General features: G+C 67.0%; 19 protein-coding genes and 1 tRNA gene. 9 read left to right on the top strand and 11 right to left on the bottom strand.

The window, feature by feature from the left end:
- Positions 1–140 precede the first annotated feature (140 nt).
- Positions 141–893, bottom strand: a complete 753-nt coding sequence (locus JL101_RS12535; RefSeq protein ID WP_203095366.1) for a class I SAM-dependent methyltransferase — start codon at positions 891–893, stop codon at positions 141–143.
- 224 nt (positions 894–1,117) lie between these two features.
- On the opposite strand from JL101_RS12535, the gene JL101_RS12530 reads away from it, so the two are divergent.
- Positions 1,118–1,438, top strand: a complete 321-nt coding sequence (locus tag JL101_RS12530; protein ID WP_203095365.1) for a cupin domain-containing protein — start codon at positions 1,118–1,120, stop codon at positions 1,436–1,438.
- A gap of 154 nt (positions 1,439–1,592) precedes the next feature.
- Here JL101_RS12530 and JL101_RS12525 read toward each other — a convergent pair whose 3' ends face one another.
- From JL101_RS12525 to JL101_RS12480, 10 genes are all read right to left on the bottom strand, one after another.
- Positions 1,593–1,778 carry a hypothetical protein gene (locus JL101_RS12525; RefSeq protein ID WP_201080522.1) on the bottom strand — a complete coding sequence of 62 codons (186 nt, stop codon included), beginning with the start codon at positions 1,776–1,778 and terminating at the stop codon, positions 1,593–1,595.
- A 70-nt stretch (positions 1,779–1,848) separates the two neighbouring features.
- Positions 1,849–2,463 (bottom strand): GNAT family N-acetyltransferase, encoded by a 615-nt coding sequence (locus tag JL101_RS12520; RefSeq protein ID WP_203095364.1) that lies wholly within the window; start codon positions 2,461–2,463, stop codon positions 1,849–1,851.
- 19 nt (positions 2,464–2,482) lie between these two features.
- A complete protein-coding gene (sseA, locus tag JL101_RS12515; protein WP_203095363.1) occupies positions 2,483–3,355 on the bottom strand; it encodes a 3-mercaptopyruvate sulfurtransferase in 873 nt (290 codons plus the stop codon).
- Positions 3,356–3,394: 39 nt separating this feature from the next.
- Positions 3,395–4,099: an alanyl-tRNA editing protein gene (locus JL101_RS12510; RefSeq protein WP_203095362.1), complete on the bottom strand. Its 705-nt coding sequence runs from the start codon at positions 4,097–4,099 to the stop codon at positions 3,395–3,397.
- 14 nt (positions 4,100–4,113) lie between these two features.
- On the bottom strand, positions 4,114–5,118 hold the full coding sequence (locus tag JL101_RS12505) for a cysteine synthase A (protein WP_203095360.1): 1,005 nt from the start codon (positions 5,116–5,118) through the stop codon (positions 4,114–4,116).
- A 77-nt stretch (positions 5,119–5,195) separates the two neighbouring features.
- Entirely contained in the window at positions 5,196–5,801 is a 606-nt protein-coding gene (locus tag JL101_RS12500) for an NUDIX domain-containing protein (protein WP_203095358.1), read from the bottom strand.
- 131 nt (positions 5,802–5,932) lie between these two features.
- Positions 5,933–6,430, bottom strand: a complete 498-nt coding sequence (locus JL101_RS12495; protein ID WP_203095356.1) for a helix-turn-helix domain-containing protein — start codon at positions 6,428–6,430, stop codon at positions 5,933–5,935.
- A gap of 217 nt (positions 6,431–6,647) precedes the next feature.
- Entirely contained in the window at positions 6,648–7,700 is a 1,053-nt protein-coding gene (locus JL101_RS12490; protein WP_203095354.1) for a S1C family serine protease, read from the bottom strand.
- 195 nt (positions 7,701–7,895) lie between these two features.
- Positions 7,896–8,096: a hypothetical protein gene (locus JL101_RS12485; protein WP_203095353.1), complete on the bottom strand. Its 201-nt coding sequence runs from the start codon at positions 8,094–8,096 to the stop codon at positions 7,896–7,898.
- 472 nt (positions 8,097–8,568) lie between these two features.
- Positions 8,569–8,642: transfer RNA gene (locus tag JL101_RS12480), tRNA-Cys, on the bottom strand.
- 252 nt (positions 8,643–8,894) lie between these two features.
- Between JL101_RS12480 and JL101_RS12475 the strand changes: the two genes are divergently transcribed.
- The 8 genes from JL101_RS12475 (at position 8,895) to JL101_RS12440 (ending at position 19,001) form a co-directional block, all read left to right on the top strand.
- Entirely contained in the window at positions 8,895–9,551 is a 657-nt protein-coding gene (locus JL101_RS12475) for a protein-L-isoaspartate O-methyltransferase family protein (protein WP_203095352.1), read from the top strand.
- Positions 9,552–9,611: 60 nt separating this feature from the next.
- Positions 9,612–9,944, top strand: a complete 333-nt coding sequence (locus JL101_RS12470) for a rhodanese-like domain-containing protein (protein ID WP_203095351.1) — start codon at positions 9,612–9,614, stop codon at positions 9,942–9,944.
- The gene (locus JL101_RS12465) at positions 9,944–11,326 is read left to right on the top strand and encodes a TolC family outer membrane protein (protein WP_203095350.1); all 1,383 of its coding nucleotides are present in this window, start codon (positions 9,944–9,946) and stop codon (positions 11,324–11,326) included. The genes JL101_RS12470 and JL101_RS12465 overlap by 1 nt, the downstream gene beginning before the upstream one ends.
- A gap of 285 nt (positions 11,327–11,611) precedes the next feature.
- Positions 11,612–12,079: a DUF2497 domain-containing protein gene (locus JL101_RS12460; RefSeq protein WP_228435426.1), complete on the top strand. Its 468-nt coding sequence runs from the start codon at positions 11,612–11,614 to the stop codon at positions 12,077–12,079.
- Positions 12,080–12,213: 134 nt separating this feature from the next.
- Complete coding sequence (locus JL101_RS12455) at positions 12,214–14,871, top strand: valine--tRNA ligase (RefSeq protein ID WP_203095348.1); 2,658 nt, start codon at positions 12,214–12,216, stop codon at positions 14,869–14,871.
- Between the two features lie 509 nt (positions 14,872–15,380).
- The gene (gene ilvD / locus JL101_RS12450) at positions 15,381–17,120 is read left to right on the top strand and encodes a dihydroxy-acid dehydratase (protein ID WP_203095347.1); all 1,740 of its coding nucleotides are present in this window, start codon (positions 15,381–15,383) and stop codon (positions 17,118–17,120) included.
- 34 nt (positions 17,121–17,154) lie between these two features.
- Entirely contained in the window at positions 17,155–17,949 is a 795-nt protein-coding gene (locus JL101_RS12445) for a YdcF family protein (protein ID WP_203095346.1), read from the top strand.
- Between the two features lie 80 nt (positions 17,950–18,029).
- Complete coding sequence (locus JL101_RS12440) at positions 18,030–19,001, top strand: septal ring lytic transglycosylase RlpA family protein (protein ID WP_203095345.1); 972 nt, start codon at positions 18,030–18,032, stop codon at positions 18,999–19,001.
- The last annotated feature ends 51 nt before the right edge of the window (positions 19,002–19,052 follow it).

The raw sequence follows: 19,052 nt of genomic DNA, 5'->3' as shown, positions 1-19,052 counted from the left end.
ACGTCGTTACATAACCTCAAAGGGCCAGCGGCACGTGCGGGTGCGTCAACGACCGTTGAGATACTCTTTCTGTGCACAGATGCAAGAGTATTTTTGTTACAGATCCGGATTTTTGGCCGGGGAGTCAAAAAAGCGCCGGGCTACAGCAATGCCAGGGCTAGATAGTCGCCGAGATGGCGCCAAACGCAGCCGACTTCGCGGAACCCGACCTGGCGCAGGGCGGCCAGATGGAACTCCATGGTCATCTCCTGCTTGCGCGGAAGATTGGAGAATCGGCGGTGGCGTTCGGCCACGGCAGCCTGCAGCGCGGGTTCGGCCGCGACGGCTTCCCACCAGCCGACCCAGTCGTGGGCGCCATCCGCCTTCGCCGCCGCCCGGTTCGCCTTGATCGACGCCGCCGTCATGCGCCTGAGGGTCGGCTGGGTCTGGTCGTAGGAACAGATGTCTCCATTTACGAAGACGCCGCCGGGCGCCAGCACCTGCGTGAGATCCTGGTATACGCGCATCAGGTTCGGAGCGCCCAGCCAGTGCAGGGCGGTGGTGCTGACGACGGCGTCGAACCGCCGGCCGTCCAGATAGTCGACCCAGTCCTGCCGCCGCATGTCCAGTTCGATCCAACTCCGGTCGGGGCTTTCGGCGTGGACGGCGCGGGCGAGGGTGAGGAGGACGGGATCATAGTCGAGGCCGACGACCTCCGCACCGGGCAAGCGTTCCGCCAGGCGGTCGCCCAGGCTGCCGGGGCCGCATCCGAGGTCCAGGATGACGGGGGCGACGAGGCCGGCGGCCGTCAGGGCGTCCGCGATGATCTCGAATCGGGTCTCCCGGTGACCGACATAGCCTTCCTGCTGCCGGTCCCATTCCTTGATCCAGCGGGACGCCTTTTCTACGGTCAAGTTTCGCATCCGGGTCGCCGTCAACGCCTGATCCATACACGACATCCTATTCCTGGGCTGCACGCCTGGTCCATGATCGTACGAACGTAAGCGATCCGTCCGACGATAAAACCACTTGTGACATAAAGTCTCCACGAATGCCGGGGCGGTGACGAAGCAATTGGGTATGACCCTAATGGTGCGCTGCAGCAATCGTTGGGGCTATCGGAAGGGCAATTTCGTTCATGATCAACGTGTTGAAAGAAATTCCTGAAGCGAAAACGGAAGAAATCCATACCCCGTTGCTGTCGGCGCGGGCCGTGCGGATCGAGCGCATCGTATCCCACGGTCAGGCGTCACCGCCAGGATTCTGGTATGATCAGGAGGAAGCCGAGTGGGTGCTTGTACTCACCGGGTCCGCCGTGCTGGAGATCGAGGGCGAGGCGGAAACCAGGCTGCTAGGGCCTGGCGATCACATGAACATTCCGCCCCGCCAGCGTCACCGCGTCGCCTGGACGGATCCCGACCAGCCCACAGTCTGGCTGGCCGTGTTCCATACCGGCTAGGAGTGCCGCGCAGCGCCTTCGATGGGTTCCGGTCAGGGTTCGCGGCAGGTGGTCCCCGGCGGAGGCGGCAGCGTCGATGCCGGGTGCCGGCGTTCGCCCCGCCGGTCGAAGCCCGACCTGTGCGGGAATGATCGAAACCATCGTGCAGCGGTCGTTACCGCCCGCCGACTTCTTTTTCCAGGTCGGAGATCCGCTTCGCCATGGCGGTGCGGATGCCGGGCGCGACGGTAGGTTTGAGGGCGGCGAACTGCTCGCGGAGCTGCTTCAGCAGCACGACCTTCTGGTCGCGGCTACGCTTGATCGCGACGTTGTCCGAGTGTTGGCCTTCGAAGGCACGCATGACTGTATCGTCCGTTGCTGTCTGGGGTGCTCGTATCAGGGCGGGACCATAGGAGGCAGCACTTAAGAATTCAAGAAGTTACGATCGGATGCTGAGGGGCCGCATTAGGCGGGATCACGCCTGTAACGCGGGGGTCGTCGGCGATGCGGACTTCCTGCCGGACCGGGACGAACCCGGCGCGCTGGTACAGGCGAAGGGCCTTGGGGTGGTCCAGCGTGCAGGTATTGACGGTCAGCTTCCGGGCCCCTCCCGTCCAGGCCGCGTCGATCGCGCAGCCCAGCAGGAAGGGGCCGAGCCTGATGCCCACGAATTCCGGGATCATGCCGAAATACCGCAGGTCCACGGTACCGTCCTTGCCGCGCCGGTCCAGTTCCGCGAAGCCGGCCGGAACGCCGCCGACATACAGCACCGTTATCTCGACCTTGGGATCATGGATGATCGCGGCCAGCGCGTCGTCGTCCAGCTTGCGCCGGTCGACCCAGAGCCAGGGCTCTCCGACCGTATTGTAGAGATAACGATAGAAGGAGACCGTCGGCCGCTCCGCCCGAAGCAGCGCCAGTTTTTCGACCGGCGGACGAAGCTTCGGCGCGTTGGGCGGGCTGGTCATCTCCAGGAAGGTTATGACCACGCGGAGCTTGCCCGGAGGCAGACCCGGCACGACGCGAAGATCGGGTGGGGTCGGCATCAGGCCTCCTTCGCCGCTATCAGGAGCTTGCCTTCGAAGGACCGGTCTCGACCGGCAGATCCTCGCGCCGGCCCCATTCCGCCCAGGAGCCGTCGTAGACCGCGACGTCCTCCTTGCCCAGGAGGTAGAGCCCCAGCGCCGCGACGCAGGCGGTGATGCCGCTGCCGCAGCTGGTGACGACCGGGCGCTTCATGTCGATCCCGGCCTTGTCGACCAGCGACCGGAGCTCTTCCGCCGACTTGAAGGTGCGGTCCCCGGCGTTCAGCAAGTCGGCGAATGGCAGGTTGAGGCTGCCGGGGATGTGCCCGGCCCTGCGGCCAGGCCAGAAATCGGGCTCGGCCCCGGTGAAACGGCCGGCGGCGCGGGCGTCCACGATCTGTTCGCGCCCGCTGTCGATGGTGTCCCTGACCTGCCCGGCGTCGCGGACCAGGAAAGTGTTGAGGCGCGCGGTGAAATGACGCTCGCGCGGCATCGGCGGCAGATCCTCGACCGGCCGCCCCTCGGCGATCCATTTCGGCAGGCCGCCGTCCAGCACCGCGACATCCCGGTGGCCGAATACGCGGAACATCCACCAGACGCGCGCGGCGCTCATCAGGCCGTGGGTATCGTAGACGACGATGCGGACGCCGTCGCCCAGGCCGAGCTTGCGGACCCGCGACGTGAACTTCTCCGGCGCCGGCAGCATGTGCGGCAGGTCGCTGGAAACGTCGGCGATCTCGTCGATGTCGAAGAACACCGCGCCGGGAATGTGGCGCTCGTTGTATTCGGCGCGGGCGTCGCGGTCGGCGCCCGGCAGGAAATAGGTCGCATCGACCACCCGGACATCGGGAGCGCTGAGGTGCTGGGCGAGCCAGTCGGTGCTGACCAGCGCGTCGGGCTTGGAGTAAGGCATCGTTTCCCCTCGAAAGATCGGTGCGGCCTCAGCCGGCCGTCAAGTTGCGAGCGCGACGACCACGCGCCGGTTCTGTTTGCCCTTATTCTCGATCTTGACGACCTCGACCGGGCCGATCTCGCCGGTGCGGGCGACGTGCGTGCCGCCGCAGGGCTGGAGGTCCACGCCGTCGATCTCGACCAGCCGGACCTTGCCGGTGCCGGTCGGAGGCTTGACCGACATGGTGCGGACCAGGTCGGGATTCGCCTCCAACTCGGCATCGTCGATCCAGCGGTACCGCACGGCATGGTCGCCGTCTACCAGCCGGTTCAGCGCCACCGTCAGTTCGTCCTTGTCCAGGCTGCCGGACGGGACGTTGAAGTCCAGCCGGCTCCGGTTCGCCCCGATCTGGCCGCCGGTCACGGCCCCCGGCACCACCGCGCACAGCAGGTGCAGGCAGGTATGCATGCGCATATGGGCGAATCGCCGGCCCCAGTCGAGCTCGACCACGACCGGAGCGCCCGGCTCCGGCGCGGGCACACCCGGTTCAAGCACGTGGATCACCGTATCGGGGCCGTCGCCCTTGATCGTGTCGGCGATCCGGAACTCGGCCCCGTCATGGCGGAGCACGCCGGTGTCGCCGGGCTGGCCGCCGCCGGTCGGATAGCAGACGGTCCGGTCCAGGACGATGCCGCGGGCGTCGCACGAGACGACGGTCGCGTCGCAGCGGGCCGCGTAGGAGTCGTGGCGGAAGATCGTTTCCATGCGCTGCTGAGTCCTCAATCGTCCAGCCAGGCCGGCACCGGCAGGTTCTTCTGCCGGAGAAAGGCGGGGTTGAACAGCTTCGACTGGTAGCGCGTCCCGAAGTCGCACAGGATCGTCACGACGGTATGGCCCGGACCCAGGTCCCGCGCGACCTTCATTGCCGCGGCGACGTTGATCCCGCTGGAGCCGCCGAGGCACAGTCCTTCGTCCTTCAGCAACTCGAACAGCAGGGGCAGAGCCTCCTCGTCGGTCACGCGGTGCCAGCCGTCGATCGGCGCGCCTTCCAGGTTGCGGGTGATGCGGCCCTGGCCGATCCCCTCCGTGATCGAGTTCCCTTCGGCCTTCAGTTCGCCGTGGGCGAAGTGGTTGTAGAGCGCCGACCCCATGGGATCGGCCAGCACGATGCGGACGTCCGGGTTCTTCTCCTTCAGCGCCATCCCGACCCCCGCCAGGGTGCCGCCGGTGCCGACCGCGCAGGTGAAGGCGTCCACCCGCCCGTCGGTCTGGCGCCAGATCTCCGGGCCGGTGGTCGCCCTGTGCCCTTCGCGGTTGGCGACGTTGTCGAACTGGTTGGCCCAGATCGCGCCGTTCGGCTCGGACGCGGCCAATTCGGTCGCCAGCGTCTCGGAGTAGCGGACATAGTTGCCGGGGTCCTTGTAGGGCAGGGCAGGGACCAGGCGCAGGTCGGCGCCGACCAGGCGAAGCATGTCCTTCTTCTCCTGGCTCTGGGTCTCCGGCATGACGATGACGGTGCGGTAACCCAGGGCGTTGCCGACAAGGGCCAGCCCGATGCCGGTGTTGCCGGCGGTGCCCTCGACGATGACTCCGCCGGGCTTGAGGAGGCCCCGGCGCTCGGCGTCCCGGACGATCGCAATGGCGGCGCGGTCCTTGACGGAGCCGCCGGGATTGAGAAACTCGGCCTTGCCCAGGATGTCGCAGCCGGTCGCCTTGGAGGGGCCTTCCAGCCGGATCAGGGGCGTTTCGCCGATGCTTCCGATGAATCCTTCGCGTACGTCCACGGTGAGCGTTCTTCCCTCTGGCCTGTCGGATGGCTGACAGACTAGCTTTCGCCCGTCACCGGATCAAGCGGGCGGGATCAGGCCCGCTCCCGCCTCAGCGCGTCGCGGTGCCGGGCCAGCCAATTCAGGGCGATGATGCTGGCGGCATTGTCGATCCTGCCGTCGTCGACCCGCCGGATCGCCTCGGCGGAGGGGACGACATGGACGCGGATGTCCTCGTGCTCGTCGGACAAGCCGTGGATTCCCCCGGTGCCGGAGGCGTCCACCAACCCCAGGAAAACCGTCACGACTTCCGTGCTGCCGCCGATGCTGGCCATGAACTCGCCGATCCGCGCGAGGTCGCCGTCGATCCGGCAGCCGGTCTCCTCGAACGCCTCGCGCCGGGCGACGTCGGCAAGCTCCTCGCCGGGCTTGACCACTCCCGCGGGAACTTCGAAGCTCCAGGCGGACCGGCCGGCCAGGCGTGCCGGCAGGCGGAACTGCTCGACCATCACCACGGCGTCGGCCTTCGGATCGTAGAGCAGGGCCGCGACCGAGTTGCCGCGCTCGAAGATCTCCCGCGAGAGCTCCTCGGTCCAGGTTCCGTCGAACTTCCGGTGGCGGAGCCGATAGCGGTCCATCCGGAAGAAGCCGTCATGCAGGGTTTCCTTAGCGAGGATCTCGATATCCTGCTCATCGTTCATGGTGTCGCTCGATCGCATCGGAAAAAAGGGCCACGGACAAAGGCGGCAACAGGAAATCTCTTATCCCATGCCGCCGCCCGGTGCGAGGACCCCGCCGGACAACCCGAATGCGTCGAACGCCACCCTGCCCGCTACACCTCTTCGGGAACGCTTTCGGGTCTGGCCTCCCCACCCTCCTGCCCGTGGCGGCCCCGGTTGATCACGGCGCTCTCGCTCACGGTGCGCAAAAAATCGAGCGCCCGCCGGCGGACATCGACGTCCGTGATGCTGTAGTAGGCCCGCACGAGCTCCGTGGTCTCGCGGTTGAGCAGGATGTCGGAGCCCAGGGACGATTCGCCGATCGCGCGGGAGCCGCCGGGTAGCCGGGTCGACATCACGGCCGCGGTCTCGTCAGGCATATCGTCGAAGAAGTAGGCCACCGGAACGTCCAGGACCCTGGACATGTCGTAGAGCCGGCTTGCGCCGACCCGGTTGGCGCCCCGCTCGTACTTCTGGATCTGCTGGAAGGTCAACCCCAGGGCGTCCCCCAGCTTTTCCTGGCTGATTCCCAGCAGCAATCGGCGCAGGCGGAGCCTGGCGCCCACGTGCGCGTCGATCTCGTTGGCGACATTCTTCGGCTTGCGCATCATTCTCCACGCCCGTCTGCGGCTGCATATCGGATGCCTGGCGTGAAAACATCCGCGCCTCGGACGATCCGACAAAGCAAGCGCGGGCGGATCGTCTCCCCGAGGAGGCACCGCCGCGCCAGCCGGGGCATGCTATATCCAAATAAATGTAAATACCACTAGAAGGCGATAGATCCTTCTGGATAACGCCGCCTATACGAGAAGATATGATGACAGGGCCTCAGAACGTGGGTTTGAGCCGGAGATGGCGGAGCCGATCGATCGATCGGACCGACACCGTCTCGACCCGGCCAGCCCGCTGGATGCCGAGCGGGACGCTGACGCCGGCTTCGCCCAAAGCCCAGATCTTCCGATAGAGATCCGCAAGCCGGTTGACCGGCTGCCCGCCGACGGCGACGATCGCGTCGTCCGGGCGCAGGCCGGCCGCCGCCGCCGGGCTGTCGGGCGTGACCCGTTGGATCACGAGCCGGTCCCCCGCCTGCTGGGTGGTGACACCGAGCCAGGGGCGCGGCGACTCGGCGGAGCGGCCGAGCGCCAGCAGGTCGCCGAGAATGGGGCGGAGCACGTCCACCGGGATGAACATGTTGCCGGGAGCCGCCAGCGGCGGCGCCGCGTCGTGGACGAACAGGGAGCCGACGCCCATCAGCTCGCCCCGGGGCGAGACCAGCGCCGCTCCCCCGAACTCGGCGATGGCCGGCGAGGTGAAGATCGCCTCGTCCAGCAGGTATTCCCAGTATCCGGCGAACTCCCGCTTGCTGACGACCAGCGTCGCGTGGACCGCGTCGGGACCGCCATGGGCGAGGGCAAGCATCGGGTCGCCGACCTTGGCCTCCCCGGAGCGGCCGAGCCGCATCGGCTTGGCGCGGAACCCGTACTGTCCCCTGAGCAGGCCGAAGCCGCTGACATGGTCGTAGGCCACGATCTCCGCGGGATGGACCTTGCCTTCCGCGGTCCGGACCTCGACCGCGCTGGCTTCCATGACCAGGTAGCCGATCGTGACGATGAGGCCGCTGCCGTCGATCACGATGCCGCTGCCCAGCCTTTCCGTGCCGAGGCTGTCGGCCGAACGGGCATCGGACGGGACTGTCGCCTTGACCCCGACGACCGACTGCATCATCGCGGCGACGTCCGGCGCCTCGACCCGCTGGGCGGCGGCGGGAACCGGCCCCGCGACCCAGGGGGCGACCCACGGGGCCGCGGCCAGTGCGGCGATCAATCCAAGCCGGCCCAGGCGGGCCAGCGGTCGGTCCAGCAGCCGGATAGGCGAAAGCATCGCAAGCCTCCCTCGGATCCGCGCGATCGCCGCGCGTCTTTCCATTCACATGTGCGGGAACGGAGGCTTCATCAAGCGCCTGCCCGGGGGAGCGGCCGGACAAAAAATGGCGGGGGCAGGCAGCGCGGTAAGGCCTGCCCCCGCTTCAGTCGCGCCAGCGAAGGAGAGGTGCGAAGGGGATGAAGGGCCCGCGGCTCAGCGGGGCAAGGGAACCAGGATCATCGGCCGGGTGTTCTCCGGCAGCGAAGCGCCCGGGACGGCCAGGAGGTCGGACGGACCCTGCCACGCCGTGAAGGCGACGCCGCCGGCCACCGCGACGGTCAGCGCCAATGCGGCCAAAGCCGCCACGGCGTAGTTACGGGTGAACGATGCTGTATGTCCTGCCGCAATATGCATGGTCCGCTCCTCGTACTGACTGGCAGGCCTGCCTCAAATCCCCCGATCCTCCAGGGCTCCGCTCGGGCCGACCCGCTCTCCGACCGAAGCGCCGGATCACACCGGACCGTCGCTCCAGGCCATTAATTCGCTTTCGGAAAGTATGATGCACGAATCCCGCGGGCCTCCGCCAGTCTTTCAAAGAGGTCCGTCTGAATAGTTTGGCAGGTGTAGTAAAAATGCGTCAGCAATATCGACCCATTCCATAGTCAGGTAAACAAAGGCCAGCGCCTCGAAGAATTTCGTCTTTACTGAAAACAAAGAAAAATCGATTTAGGTATATGTTTTACAGCAGGGGAGGGGAGGGGAGGGCGGGGGAGGGGATTGCTTTTCCGGTGGAAAAGGCCAAGCGCCAGGACGCAAGCTCGGCCGCCGGCCGCGACTACGGCCGCGCTGCCACGACTTGGGTCATATTTCAGGAAACATGGGGATATGGAGGCACGGCCGGGAATCGAACCCGGATATACGGATTTGCAGTCCGCTGCATCACCACTCTGCCACCGCGCCAGGTGCCGGTACCGGCCCTTGATCGCGCCGGCTCCGGAGAGGTGTCCTGATATAGCCGGCCCGGGATCGCCGGTCAAGCGGCGGTCGGCGTGCCCACCAATGAGGCATACATGCGACAGACCGTCTGCGTCGTCGGACGCTTCGATGGCTCTCCGTTGTGTTTGAACGCGTTGACGGATATAAGGCGATACAGCGCCGCTCCGCCGCGGAAGACTGGCGCGCCGGATGAAACAAGATCAGAAAACGGTTGCCATGCCCGATTATTCCGCAGCCCGCTACAACATGGTCGAAGGGCAGGTCCGCCCCAACAAAGTAACCGACCACGCGCTGGTCGACGCGATGTCGAACATTCCCCGCGAACTGTTCGTGCCCAAGGCGTCGCGCAGCTTCGCCTATGTGGACGAGGACATTCCGGTCGCCAAGGGCCGGTACCTGATCGAGCCCATGGTGATCGCCCGCCTCCTCCAGGAGGCGCGGATCAGGCCGACGGACATCGTGCTCGACATCGGCTGCGGCACCGGTTACGCCAGCGCCCTCATGTCGCGCATGGCGGCGACCGTGGTGGCGCTCGAGGAGAATCCGGAACTGGCGGCCCGCGCGGAGGAGACGCTGCGCGAGTTGGGCGTCGATAACGTCGTCCTGGTCCAGGGTCCGCTGACCGAAGGCTACGCCAAGCAGGCGCCCTACGACGCGATCCTGATCCACGGCGCCGTGTCGGAGGTGCCCAAGGCGATCCTGGAGCAGCTGGCCGACGGCGGCCGGCTGGTGACCGTGGTGGCGCCGGACGCGCGGATGGGGCAGGCGCGCCTGTTCCAGCGCACCGGCGAGGTCGAGACCGGCCGCATCCTGTTCGATGCCGCCACGCCCCTGCTTCCGGGCTTCGAGCCCAAGCCGGTCTTCCAGTTCTGACGACCTGCCGCGAAGTCCGACGGATGCGGGCCCGGAGCATCAAGTGACCAGGAGCGAGTGATGACCGACACAGTGCCGCTGCAGATAGATGTCGATGCTCTTCAGAGTCTGCGCCAGTCCGGCGCCGACCTCGCCCTGGTGGACGTGCGGGAACCGTGGGAGTTCGAGCTCTGCGCGATCGAGGGGAGCACCAGCATTCCCCTGGGCACGCTGGCCCGGCGGGCCGGAGAGCTGCCCAAGGATCGTCAGGTGGTCCTCGTGTGCCATCACGGCGGGCGGAGCGCCCAGGCGACCGCCTGGCTGCGTCACAACGGGTTCGACAAGGCGACCAACCTGACGGGCGGCGTGGATGCCTGGGCTCGCCGTATCGACCCGACGATGAAGGTGTATTGATGAGACGGATTTCACGGCGGACCGGCACCGCCCTCGGTGCTTCCCTGGGCGGCGTCCTGCTGGCCCTGGTGGCGAGCCAACCGGCCTCGGCGCAGAGCCTCGAGGAAGCGCTGGCGAACGCCTATGCGACCAATCCGACGATCGACTCGCAGCGTGCCCAGTTGCGCGCGACCGACGAACTGGTGCCGCAGGCGCTTTCGGGATACCGGCCGTCGGTGGAAGCCAGCGCGGACGCCGGCTACAGCCGCCAGCGACTCCGCGCGGCCGGCACCACCCGGAACAGCAACCTTCAGCAGCGCGGCGTGGACCTCAGCGTCGTGCAGCCGCTCTATACCGGCGGCAGGACGGCGGCGAGCACCAAGCGCGCCGAAGCGTTGGTCCAGGCCCAACGGGCGGACCTGCTGTCCACCGAGCAGACGGTCCTGCTCGACGCGGCCACCGCCTACCTCGACGTGGTGCGCGACCAAGCCGTGGTGGACCTGAACATCAACAACGAGCAGGTACTGCGGCGGCAGCTCGACGCGTCGCAGGACAGGTTCAATGTCGGCGAGATCACCCGGACCGACGTCAGCCAGGCGGAGTCGCGGCTGGCCCGGGCGGTCTCCGACCGCATCCAGGCCGAAGGGCTGCTGAGCGCCAGCCGCGCCGTCTATGCCCGCCTGATCGGAGCGCCTCCCGGCCGGCTGACCGCGCCGCGCCTGCGCTTCGACCTGCCGGCGACCCGCGAGGAGACGATCTCGCTGGCCGAGAGCAACAATCCCGGGATCGTCGCGGCGGAGTATTCGGAGACGGCGGCCCGGAACGCCGTGGACCAGGTCCGGGGCGAAATGCTGCCGTCGGCCAACTTGCGCGGCACTGTGTCGCGCGTCTACGAGCCGAGCAGCCAGGCCGACCGGTCCGACGGCGCCTCGGTCACCGCCTCCGTCACGATCCCGCTCTACCAGGCCGGCTCGACCGCGGCGCGGGTCCGCGAGGCCCGGCAGACCGCCAGCCAGCGGCGCATCCAGATCGAGGAGGCGCGCCGCCAAGTGGTGGAGAACGCCATCCGCGCCTGGGAAGGGCTGACTACAGCCCGCGCCACGATCCAGTCGCGCCAATCCCAGGTCCGGGCGTCCGAGATCGCGCTGGAAGGGGTCCGTCAGGAAGCCCTGGTCGGATCGCGCACGACCCTGGACACGCTGGATTCCGAGCAGGAGCTGCTGGACGCGCGCGTCGAACTGGTGCGGGCGCAGCGCGACGAGACCGTCGCCGCCTTCGCCGTGCTCGAATCCACCGGGCAGCTCACCGCCCGCCAGCTCGGGCTGCAGGTCAACTATTACGACCACGAGAAGCACTACAGGCAGGTTCGCGACAAATGGTGGGGAACCGACATCGATGAATGACCTTTCGGCTCTCGCCAGACCGGTTGAACGACTTGGTGGTAATTTAACTTGTTGTGACATAGGCTCCGGGTTCCGGATCAGGCTCCTGGGGTTGCGCTGATGAGTGATACCAAGTCCCAGCAAGAACCATCGATGGAGGAAATCCTAGCCTCCATCCGGCGAATCATATCCGAAGACACCGAGCCCGCGGAGCCGAGCAAGCCTGAACCAGCCCCGCCGCCTCCCGCGCCGGCTCCCGTCTCGGCCTATGTCGCTCCGCCTCCGCCGCCTCCCCCCGAGGAGCCGATGGACGAGGATGTGCTGGAACTCACCCAGATGGTGCAGGACGACGGTTCCGTCGTCGACGTCGAGGAGCCGCAGGACGATCCCTGGGCACGGGCGATGGATCCGGAACCGGACCCCGAACCCGAGGAGCCCGAGCCGCCGCTGTCCCTCGACACGCTGGACGACCTGTTCGACAAGCCGGCCCCGCGCCGTCAGCCGGTCTCCAGCTATGACGACGACGATCTGGTGTCGGCGCCGACGGCGGCCGCGACCAGCGCCGCCTTCGCCCAGCTCGCCAGCAGCATCGGCGGCAACCGCTTCTCCGGCAGCATGCAGGCTTATGGCGGCGGTCCGACCGTCGAGGACATCCTGAAGGACGTCATGCGCCCGCTGCTCCGCGACTGGCTGGACCAGAACCTGCCGCCCATGGTCGAGCGAATGGTCCAGCGCGAGATCGAGAAGATGGTACGCCGCGCCCAGGGCGGCTGACGAGCGATCCAGCCGAAAGCCTTGGGCGGAAGAACTGATCGGGGCGGGCCGTGCTGAAGGCAGGGTCCGCCAAATCCATTTCCGCGGTCCAGGACAACCAGAGCCCGGGACCCGAAGAGTTGAAAGATTCAGCGATGCTGGACAAGACATATCGCCCCGCCGACGTCGAAGCGAAGCACTACGACGCGTGGGAGAAGTCGGGCGCCTTCGCCGCCAATGCCGAGTCGAACGCCCGTTCCTATACGATCATGATGCCGCCGCCCAACGTGACCGGCAGCCTGCACATGGGGCACGCGCTCACCTTCACTCTCCAGGATATCCTGATCCGGTACCACCGCATGCGCGGTGACGACGCCCTGTGGCAGCCGGGAACCGACCACGCCGGCATCGCGACGCAGATGGTGGTCGAGCGCCAGCTGGCCGCCGAAGGCAAGACCCGCCACGACCTGGGCCGCGCCGCTTTCATCGACAAGGTCTGGCAGTGGAAGGCGGAATCGGGCGGCACGATCACGCGCCAGCTCCGGCGCCTGGGCGCCTCGCCCGATTGGGAGCGCGAACGATTCACCATGGACGAGGGCCTGTCGGAGGCGGTCGCCAAGGTCTTCGTGACGCTCCACAGACAGAAGCTCATCTACCGCGACAAGCGCCTGGTCAACTGGGATCCGAAGCTGCACACCGCGATCTCCGACCTTGAAGTGGAGTCGCGGGAGGTCAAGGGGCACCTCTGGCATTTCAAGTACCCGCTGGAGAACCAGCCCGACCGCTTCATCACCGTCGCGACCACCCGGCCGGAAACCATGCTGGGCGACACCGCCATCGCGGTGCATCCCGAAGACGAGCGCTACCGCGACCTGATCGGCGGCTTCGCGGTGCTGCCGCTGGTGGGGCGCCGCATCAGGATCGTCGGCGACGAGTATGCCGACCCGGAAACCGGCAGCGGCGCCGTCAAGATCACGCCGGCGCACGACTTCAACGACTTCGAGGTCGGGCGGCGGCACGGCCTGGAGATGATCAACGTCCTGGACCGGGACGCCCGGATCATCGACGACGCGATCATTCCCGAAGCCTACCGCGGCCTGGACCGGTACGAGGCGCGCAAGCGGATCGTCGCCGACCTGGAAGAGCAGGGCCTGGTCGAGAAGATCGAGCCGCACACCCACATGCTGCCCCACGGCGACCGGTCCGGCATGGTGATCGAGCCGTGGCTGACCGACCAGTGGTACTGCGACGCGGTCACCCTGGCCCAGCCCGCGATCAAGGCGGTCGAGGAGGGCAGGACGGTGTTCGTTCCCAAGCAATGGGAGAACACCTATTTCGAGTGGATGCGCAACATCCAGCCCTGGTGCATCAGCCGCCAGATCTGGTGGGGCCATCAGATCCCGGCCTGGTACGGCCCGGACGGGGCCGTCTTCGTCGAGGAGACCGAGGAGGCGGCCCGGGCCGCCGCCGCGGCCCATTACGGTTCGGAAACGGAACTGACGCGCGACCCGGACGTGCTGGACACCTGGTTCTCGTCGGCGCTGTGGCCGTTCTCGACCTTGGGCTGGCCGCAGCAGACCAAGGAGCTGGAGCGCTACTACCCGGGCGACGTGCTGATCACCGGGTTCGACATCATCTTTTTCTGGGTCGCCCGGATGATGATGATGGGGCTTCACTTCATGGGGGACGTGCCGTTCCGCCACGTCTACATCCATGCCCTGGTGCGCGACGAGCGCGGGCAGAAGATGTCGAAGTCCAAGGGCAACGTCATCGATCCGCTGAACCTGATCGACGAATATGGCTGCGACGCCCTGCGCTTCACGCTGGCGGCCATGGCGGCCCAGGGGCGCGACATCAAGCTGGCGGTCGGCCGGGTCGAGGGATACCGCAACTTCGCGACGAAGCTGTGGAACGCCGCGCGCTACTGCCAGATGAACGAGTGCCTGCCGCAGCCGGGCTTCGATCCCGGCTCCGCCAGCCAGACGGTCAACCGCTGGATCGTCGGTGAGGTGGCGAAGACATCCGCCCGCTCGGCCGAGGCGATCGAGGCCTATCGCTTCAACGATGCGGCCAACACGCTGTACCAGTTCACCTGGGGCACCTTCTGCGACTGGTACCTGGAGTTCACCAAGCCGATCCTCAACGGCGACGACGCGGCGGCCAAGGCCGAGACTCGGGCGACGACCGCCTGGGTGCTCGACGAGATCCTCCACCTGCTGCATCCCTTCATGCCCTTCATCACGGAGGAGCTCTGGGAGCAGATCGGCGCCGACCGGGCGTCCGGCCTGATCCGCGCTGCCTGGCCGGAGTTCGGCCCGGAGATGGAAAATGCTGCCGCTCAGGCCGAGATGGATTGGGTGGTCCGCCTGATCTCGGCGATCCGTACCGTCCGGAACGAGATGAACGTGCCGGCGGGCGCCCAGATCCCGATGCTGCTCAAGGACGCCTCGGCGGAGACGGTCCGGCGGTTGGACACCCACCGCGACATCATCCTGCGCTTGGCCCGGCTGTCCTCCGCCGAGACGACCGGCGATCCGGCGCCCAAGGGTGCCGTGCAGGCGGTGCTGGACGAGGCGACCGTGGTGCTGCCCCTGGCCGGCGTGATCGACATCGACCAGGAGAAGGCCCGCCTGACGAAGGAGATCGACAAGCTCTCCGGCGAGGTCGCGAAGATCGACCAGAAGCTGAACAACGCCAACTTCGTCGCCCGCGCACCCGAGGAAGTGATCGAGGAGCAGCGGGACCGCCGTGCCGCGGCGGAGTCGGCGAAGCAGAAGCTGGCCGAGGCGCTCGCTCGGCTGACTTCGGCGTAGGGCGGCGACGGACCACCGTTTCCCACAAGCTTTCCTGACGCTAAGCTTGAAGGGAAATGGTGGTCCGCCGATGATGACGCGGCTCGGACCACCTATATTGCCTTAAAAAGAACATATCGCGAACAAATAGAGAATTCACCACACTTCCTGCGGTGATACAAGGGCTTGCGGCCATTGGCCTGGGTCGATGTATACATCATCAGATGTTTCCAGCATATTTTCCTATAGACGGGGCTTTGCGCGAATCTTCGTCTGAAAATATCCGATAGCCTGGATCGGATCGGTTCTCGATCAACCAGGCGGGGTATCTATAATCTTGTGTGTTAACCCTACGGCGGAGGGGCGAGATGGCATCGAGACCAGCGGGCGCCTTTCGCATCCGAGCATCCCGTCCCACCATTCACCTTTGACGCCCAAAGCGCACTAGGCTTCGGGAACCTGCGGCGCTATGTTCCGGCGCAATAAGAGCAGCCCTCCGCGGGCCAAATGGCAACAAGAGGTAATCGGTCATGCCCTACGGCGACAACAAACCCACCACCTGGGACAAATCGAACCTGCCGAGCCGGCATGTGTCCGTTGGGCCCGAGCGGGCGCCGCATCGCTCCTATTACTACGCCATGGGGATGACGGAGGAGGAGATCGCGCAGCCCTTCATCGGCGTCGCGACCTGCTGGAACGAGGCGGCTCCCTGCAACATCGCGCTGAACCGGCAGGCACAGGCGGTCAAGATCGGCGTCAAGGCGGGGGCGGGAACCCCGCGCGAATTCACCACCATCACCGTCACCGACGGCATCGCCATGGGCCATGCCGGCATGAAGTCGTCGCTGGTCAGCCGCGAGGTCATCGCGGACTCCGTCGAGGTAACCATGCGCGGCCACTGCTATGACGGGCTGGTCGGGCTCGCAGGATGCGACAAGTCGCTGCCCGGCATGATGATGGCCATGGTGCGGCTGAACGTGCCCAGCGTCTTCATGTATGGCGGCTCGATCCTCCCGGGCAAGTACAAGGGCAGGGACGTCACCGTTCAGGACGTGTTCGAGGCGGTCGGCGCACACTCGGCCGGCCGGATGAGCGACAGCGACCTGCATGAACTGGAATGCGTCGCCTGCCCGTCGGCGGGTTCCTGCGGCGGCCAGTTCACCGCCAACACCATGGCCTGCGTGTCCGAGGCGATGGGCTTGGCGATCCCGGGTTCCGCCGGTGCCCCGGCGCCCTACGAAAGCCGCGACGCCTATGCCGAGGCGTCGGGCCGCGCCGTCATGGAACTGGTCAAGCGCAACATCCGCCCGCGGGACATCGTGACCCGGAAGGCGCTGGAAAACGCCTGCGTCGTCGTCGCCGCCTCCGGCGGATCGACCAATGCCGGCCTGCACCTGCCGGCCATCGCGCACGAGTGCGGCATCGAGTTCGACCTGCACGACGTCGCCGAGGTGTTCAAGCGCACCCCCTACATCGCCGACCTGAAGCCGGGCGGGCGCTACGTCGCCAAGGACCTGTTCGAGATCGGCGGCGTGCCGGTCCTGATGAAGGCGCTACTTGACGGCGGGTACCTGCACGGCGACTGCATGACCGTGACCGGCAAGACCATCGCCGAGAACCTCGCCGACGTGGTGTTCCCGACCGACCAGGACGTCATCCGTCCGACCAGCGATCCGATCACCCCGACCGGCGGCGTCGTGGGCCTGCGCGGCAATCTGGCGCCGGGCGGAGCGATCGTGAAGGTCGCCGGCATGAAGAAGCTTCAGTTCAGCGGCCCGGCCCGCGTGTTCGACTGCGAGGAGGACGCCTTCGCGGCCGTCGAGCGCCGCGAGTACAAGGAAGGCGAGGTCATCGTCATCCGCTACGAGGGACCGCGCGGCGGACCCGGCATGCGCGAGATGCTGTCGACCACCTCGGCCATCTACGGCCAGGGCATGGGCGACAAGGTGGCCCTGATCACCGACGGCCGATTCTCCGGCGCCACGCGCGGCTTCTGCATCGGCCATGTCGGGCCGGAAGCGGCGGTCGGCGGCCCGATCGGCCTGATCAGGGACGGAGACATCATCTCGATCGACGCCGAGGCCGGGACCATCACGGTCGAGCTGTCGGACGAGGAGCTGGCGGAGCGCCGCAAGGCATGGACGCCGCGCCGCCACGACTTCCAGTCCGGTACGCTGTGGAAGTATGCGCAGCTCGTCGGCGACGCCGAGAAGGGCGCGGTCACGCACCCGGGCGGTGCGGCCGAGACCCACTGCTACGCTGACATCTGACGGCACGGCATAAGTCCCGGATCGGCTTCGACCCATGTCCTTCGTCCTGTCGAAGCTGGTCTGGGCGCTCGTGAAGCCCGGCAACGTCCTGGCGGCTTTGCTGGTCGTCGGGCAGCTTTTGCAGGTCACCGGCCGCTCCGGCCTTAGGCGGGCAGGGTGGTGGATGACCACGACGGGCATTCTCGCGGTGGTTCTCATCACGCTGCTGCCGGTCGGGCAGCTTGCTCTCCGGCCTCTGGAAGAGCGGTTCCCCCGGCCGGACCTGCCCGAGGCGGTGGACGGGATCATCCTGCTCGGCGGTTCCGTCCATACCGAGATGACCGCCGACCGGGGGCAGCCGGTCCTGAACGGTGCCGCCGAGCGGATCACCGAGTTCGTCAAGCTCGCCCGCCGTTACCCCGACGCCCAACTGGTGTTCACCGGCGGGTCCGGCTTCGTCTTTTCCGGCGACCTGCGGGAAACCGACGTGATCGCCGAGGTGCTGGACGGGCTGGGCTTCGACATTTCCCGAATCCTGTTCGAACGCGACTCGCGCAACACCTACGAGAACGCGGTCTTCACCAAGGCGCTGCTCGGCCCTGCCTCCGGCGGGACCTGGCTCATCATCACGTCCGCCGCCCACATGCCGCGGTCGGTCGGCATCTTCCGCAAGGCGGGCTGGCCCGTGCTGGCCTACCCGGTCGATTACCGCAGCGCCGGCGAACTGATGTGGGCGCCGGACCTGCTGGCCGGCCTGGATGCGCTGAACGAAGCCATGCGCGAATGGATCGGGCTGGTTGCCTACAGGATCATGGGAAGGACAGACAGCCTGTTTCCCGGACCGGCCTGATTACTCGAATCGGTTAACCATTTTTGTTGGAGCTTTGGCTTAGATGGGGTAGGTTCGCCCCACCTATCGAGGAAGTCAGGATGGCCGGGAAAGCTGTGGCCAGCAATTCGGTGAATGCTCTTCTGGTGGCCACCGCCATCATCGCCCTGTCGGCATGCTCGACCCAGACGACGCCGTCCAAGGTGGCCGGCCAGGGCGGGACGCGGTCGGCGATGGGTGGCTACAAGGTCGGGGAGCCATATCAGATCAAGGGGGTCTGGTACTACCCCAAGGAGGATTTCGGCTACGACGAGACCGGGATCGCGTCGTGGTACGGTCCCGGCTTCCACGCCGAGACCACGGCGAACGGCGAGCGATTCGACCAGAACGAGCTGACCGGCGCGCACAAGACGCTGCCGATGCCGAGCCTCGTGCGGGTGACGAACCTGGAGAACGGCCGGTCCATCATCGTCCGCATCAATGATCGGGGTCCCTTCGTGCCGGGCCGCATCGTCGACCTGTCGCGGAGAGGCGCCCAGCTGCTCGGATTCGAGGCGCAGGGCAGCGCGAAGGTCCGCGTAGCGATCCTGCCTGACGAGAGCAGGGCGGTCGCCGCCGCCGCGCGGGCAGGGCAGGCGGGCGTCGACATCGCGCAGGTGTCCCCGGACGGAGCTCCCGTGCCGGTCGCGGCCCCGCGGGCGGTCGTGCAGGTCGAAGGAGCGCAGGCCCCGATCCAGGTCGCGGAGCGGCGGCCGTTCGATCCGGCGCAGACGCTTCCGGGCGCCACGGTGGACGGCAGGTTCATGCCGGCTCCCGTCGTCGCCGAGCTTCCGGTGCGCTCTCCGGGCAGGATCTACGTGCAGGCCGGGGCCTTCACGGTGTATGAGAACGCCAACAGGCTTCGGGCGCGGCTGTCGGGCCTGGGGGCTTCCCGGATCGACCCGGCGATGGTCGGCGACACCCAGTATTTCCGGGTCCGTGTCGGTCCGCTCCCGACCGTCGAGGCGGCGGACCAGGTGCTGACACAGGTGATTGAGGCCGGCAGCAACGGTGCAAGGGTCGTCGTCGACTAGAGGCGATGAGGGGACTTCCGCGAGGATCGGCCCCCTGGAGCGCGCGGCTGG

This window comes from Skermanella rosea (assembly GCF_016806835.2).
Classification (GTDB): domain Bacteria; phylum Pseudomonadota; class Alphaproteobacteria; order Azospirillales; family Azospirillaceae; genus Skermanella; species Skermanella rosea.
Note: the sequence above shows the minus strand (reverse complement) of the source record. Positions and strands in the feature narration are given on the sequence as shown.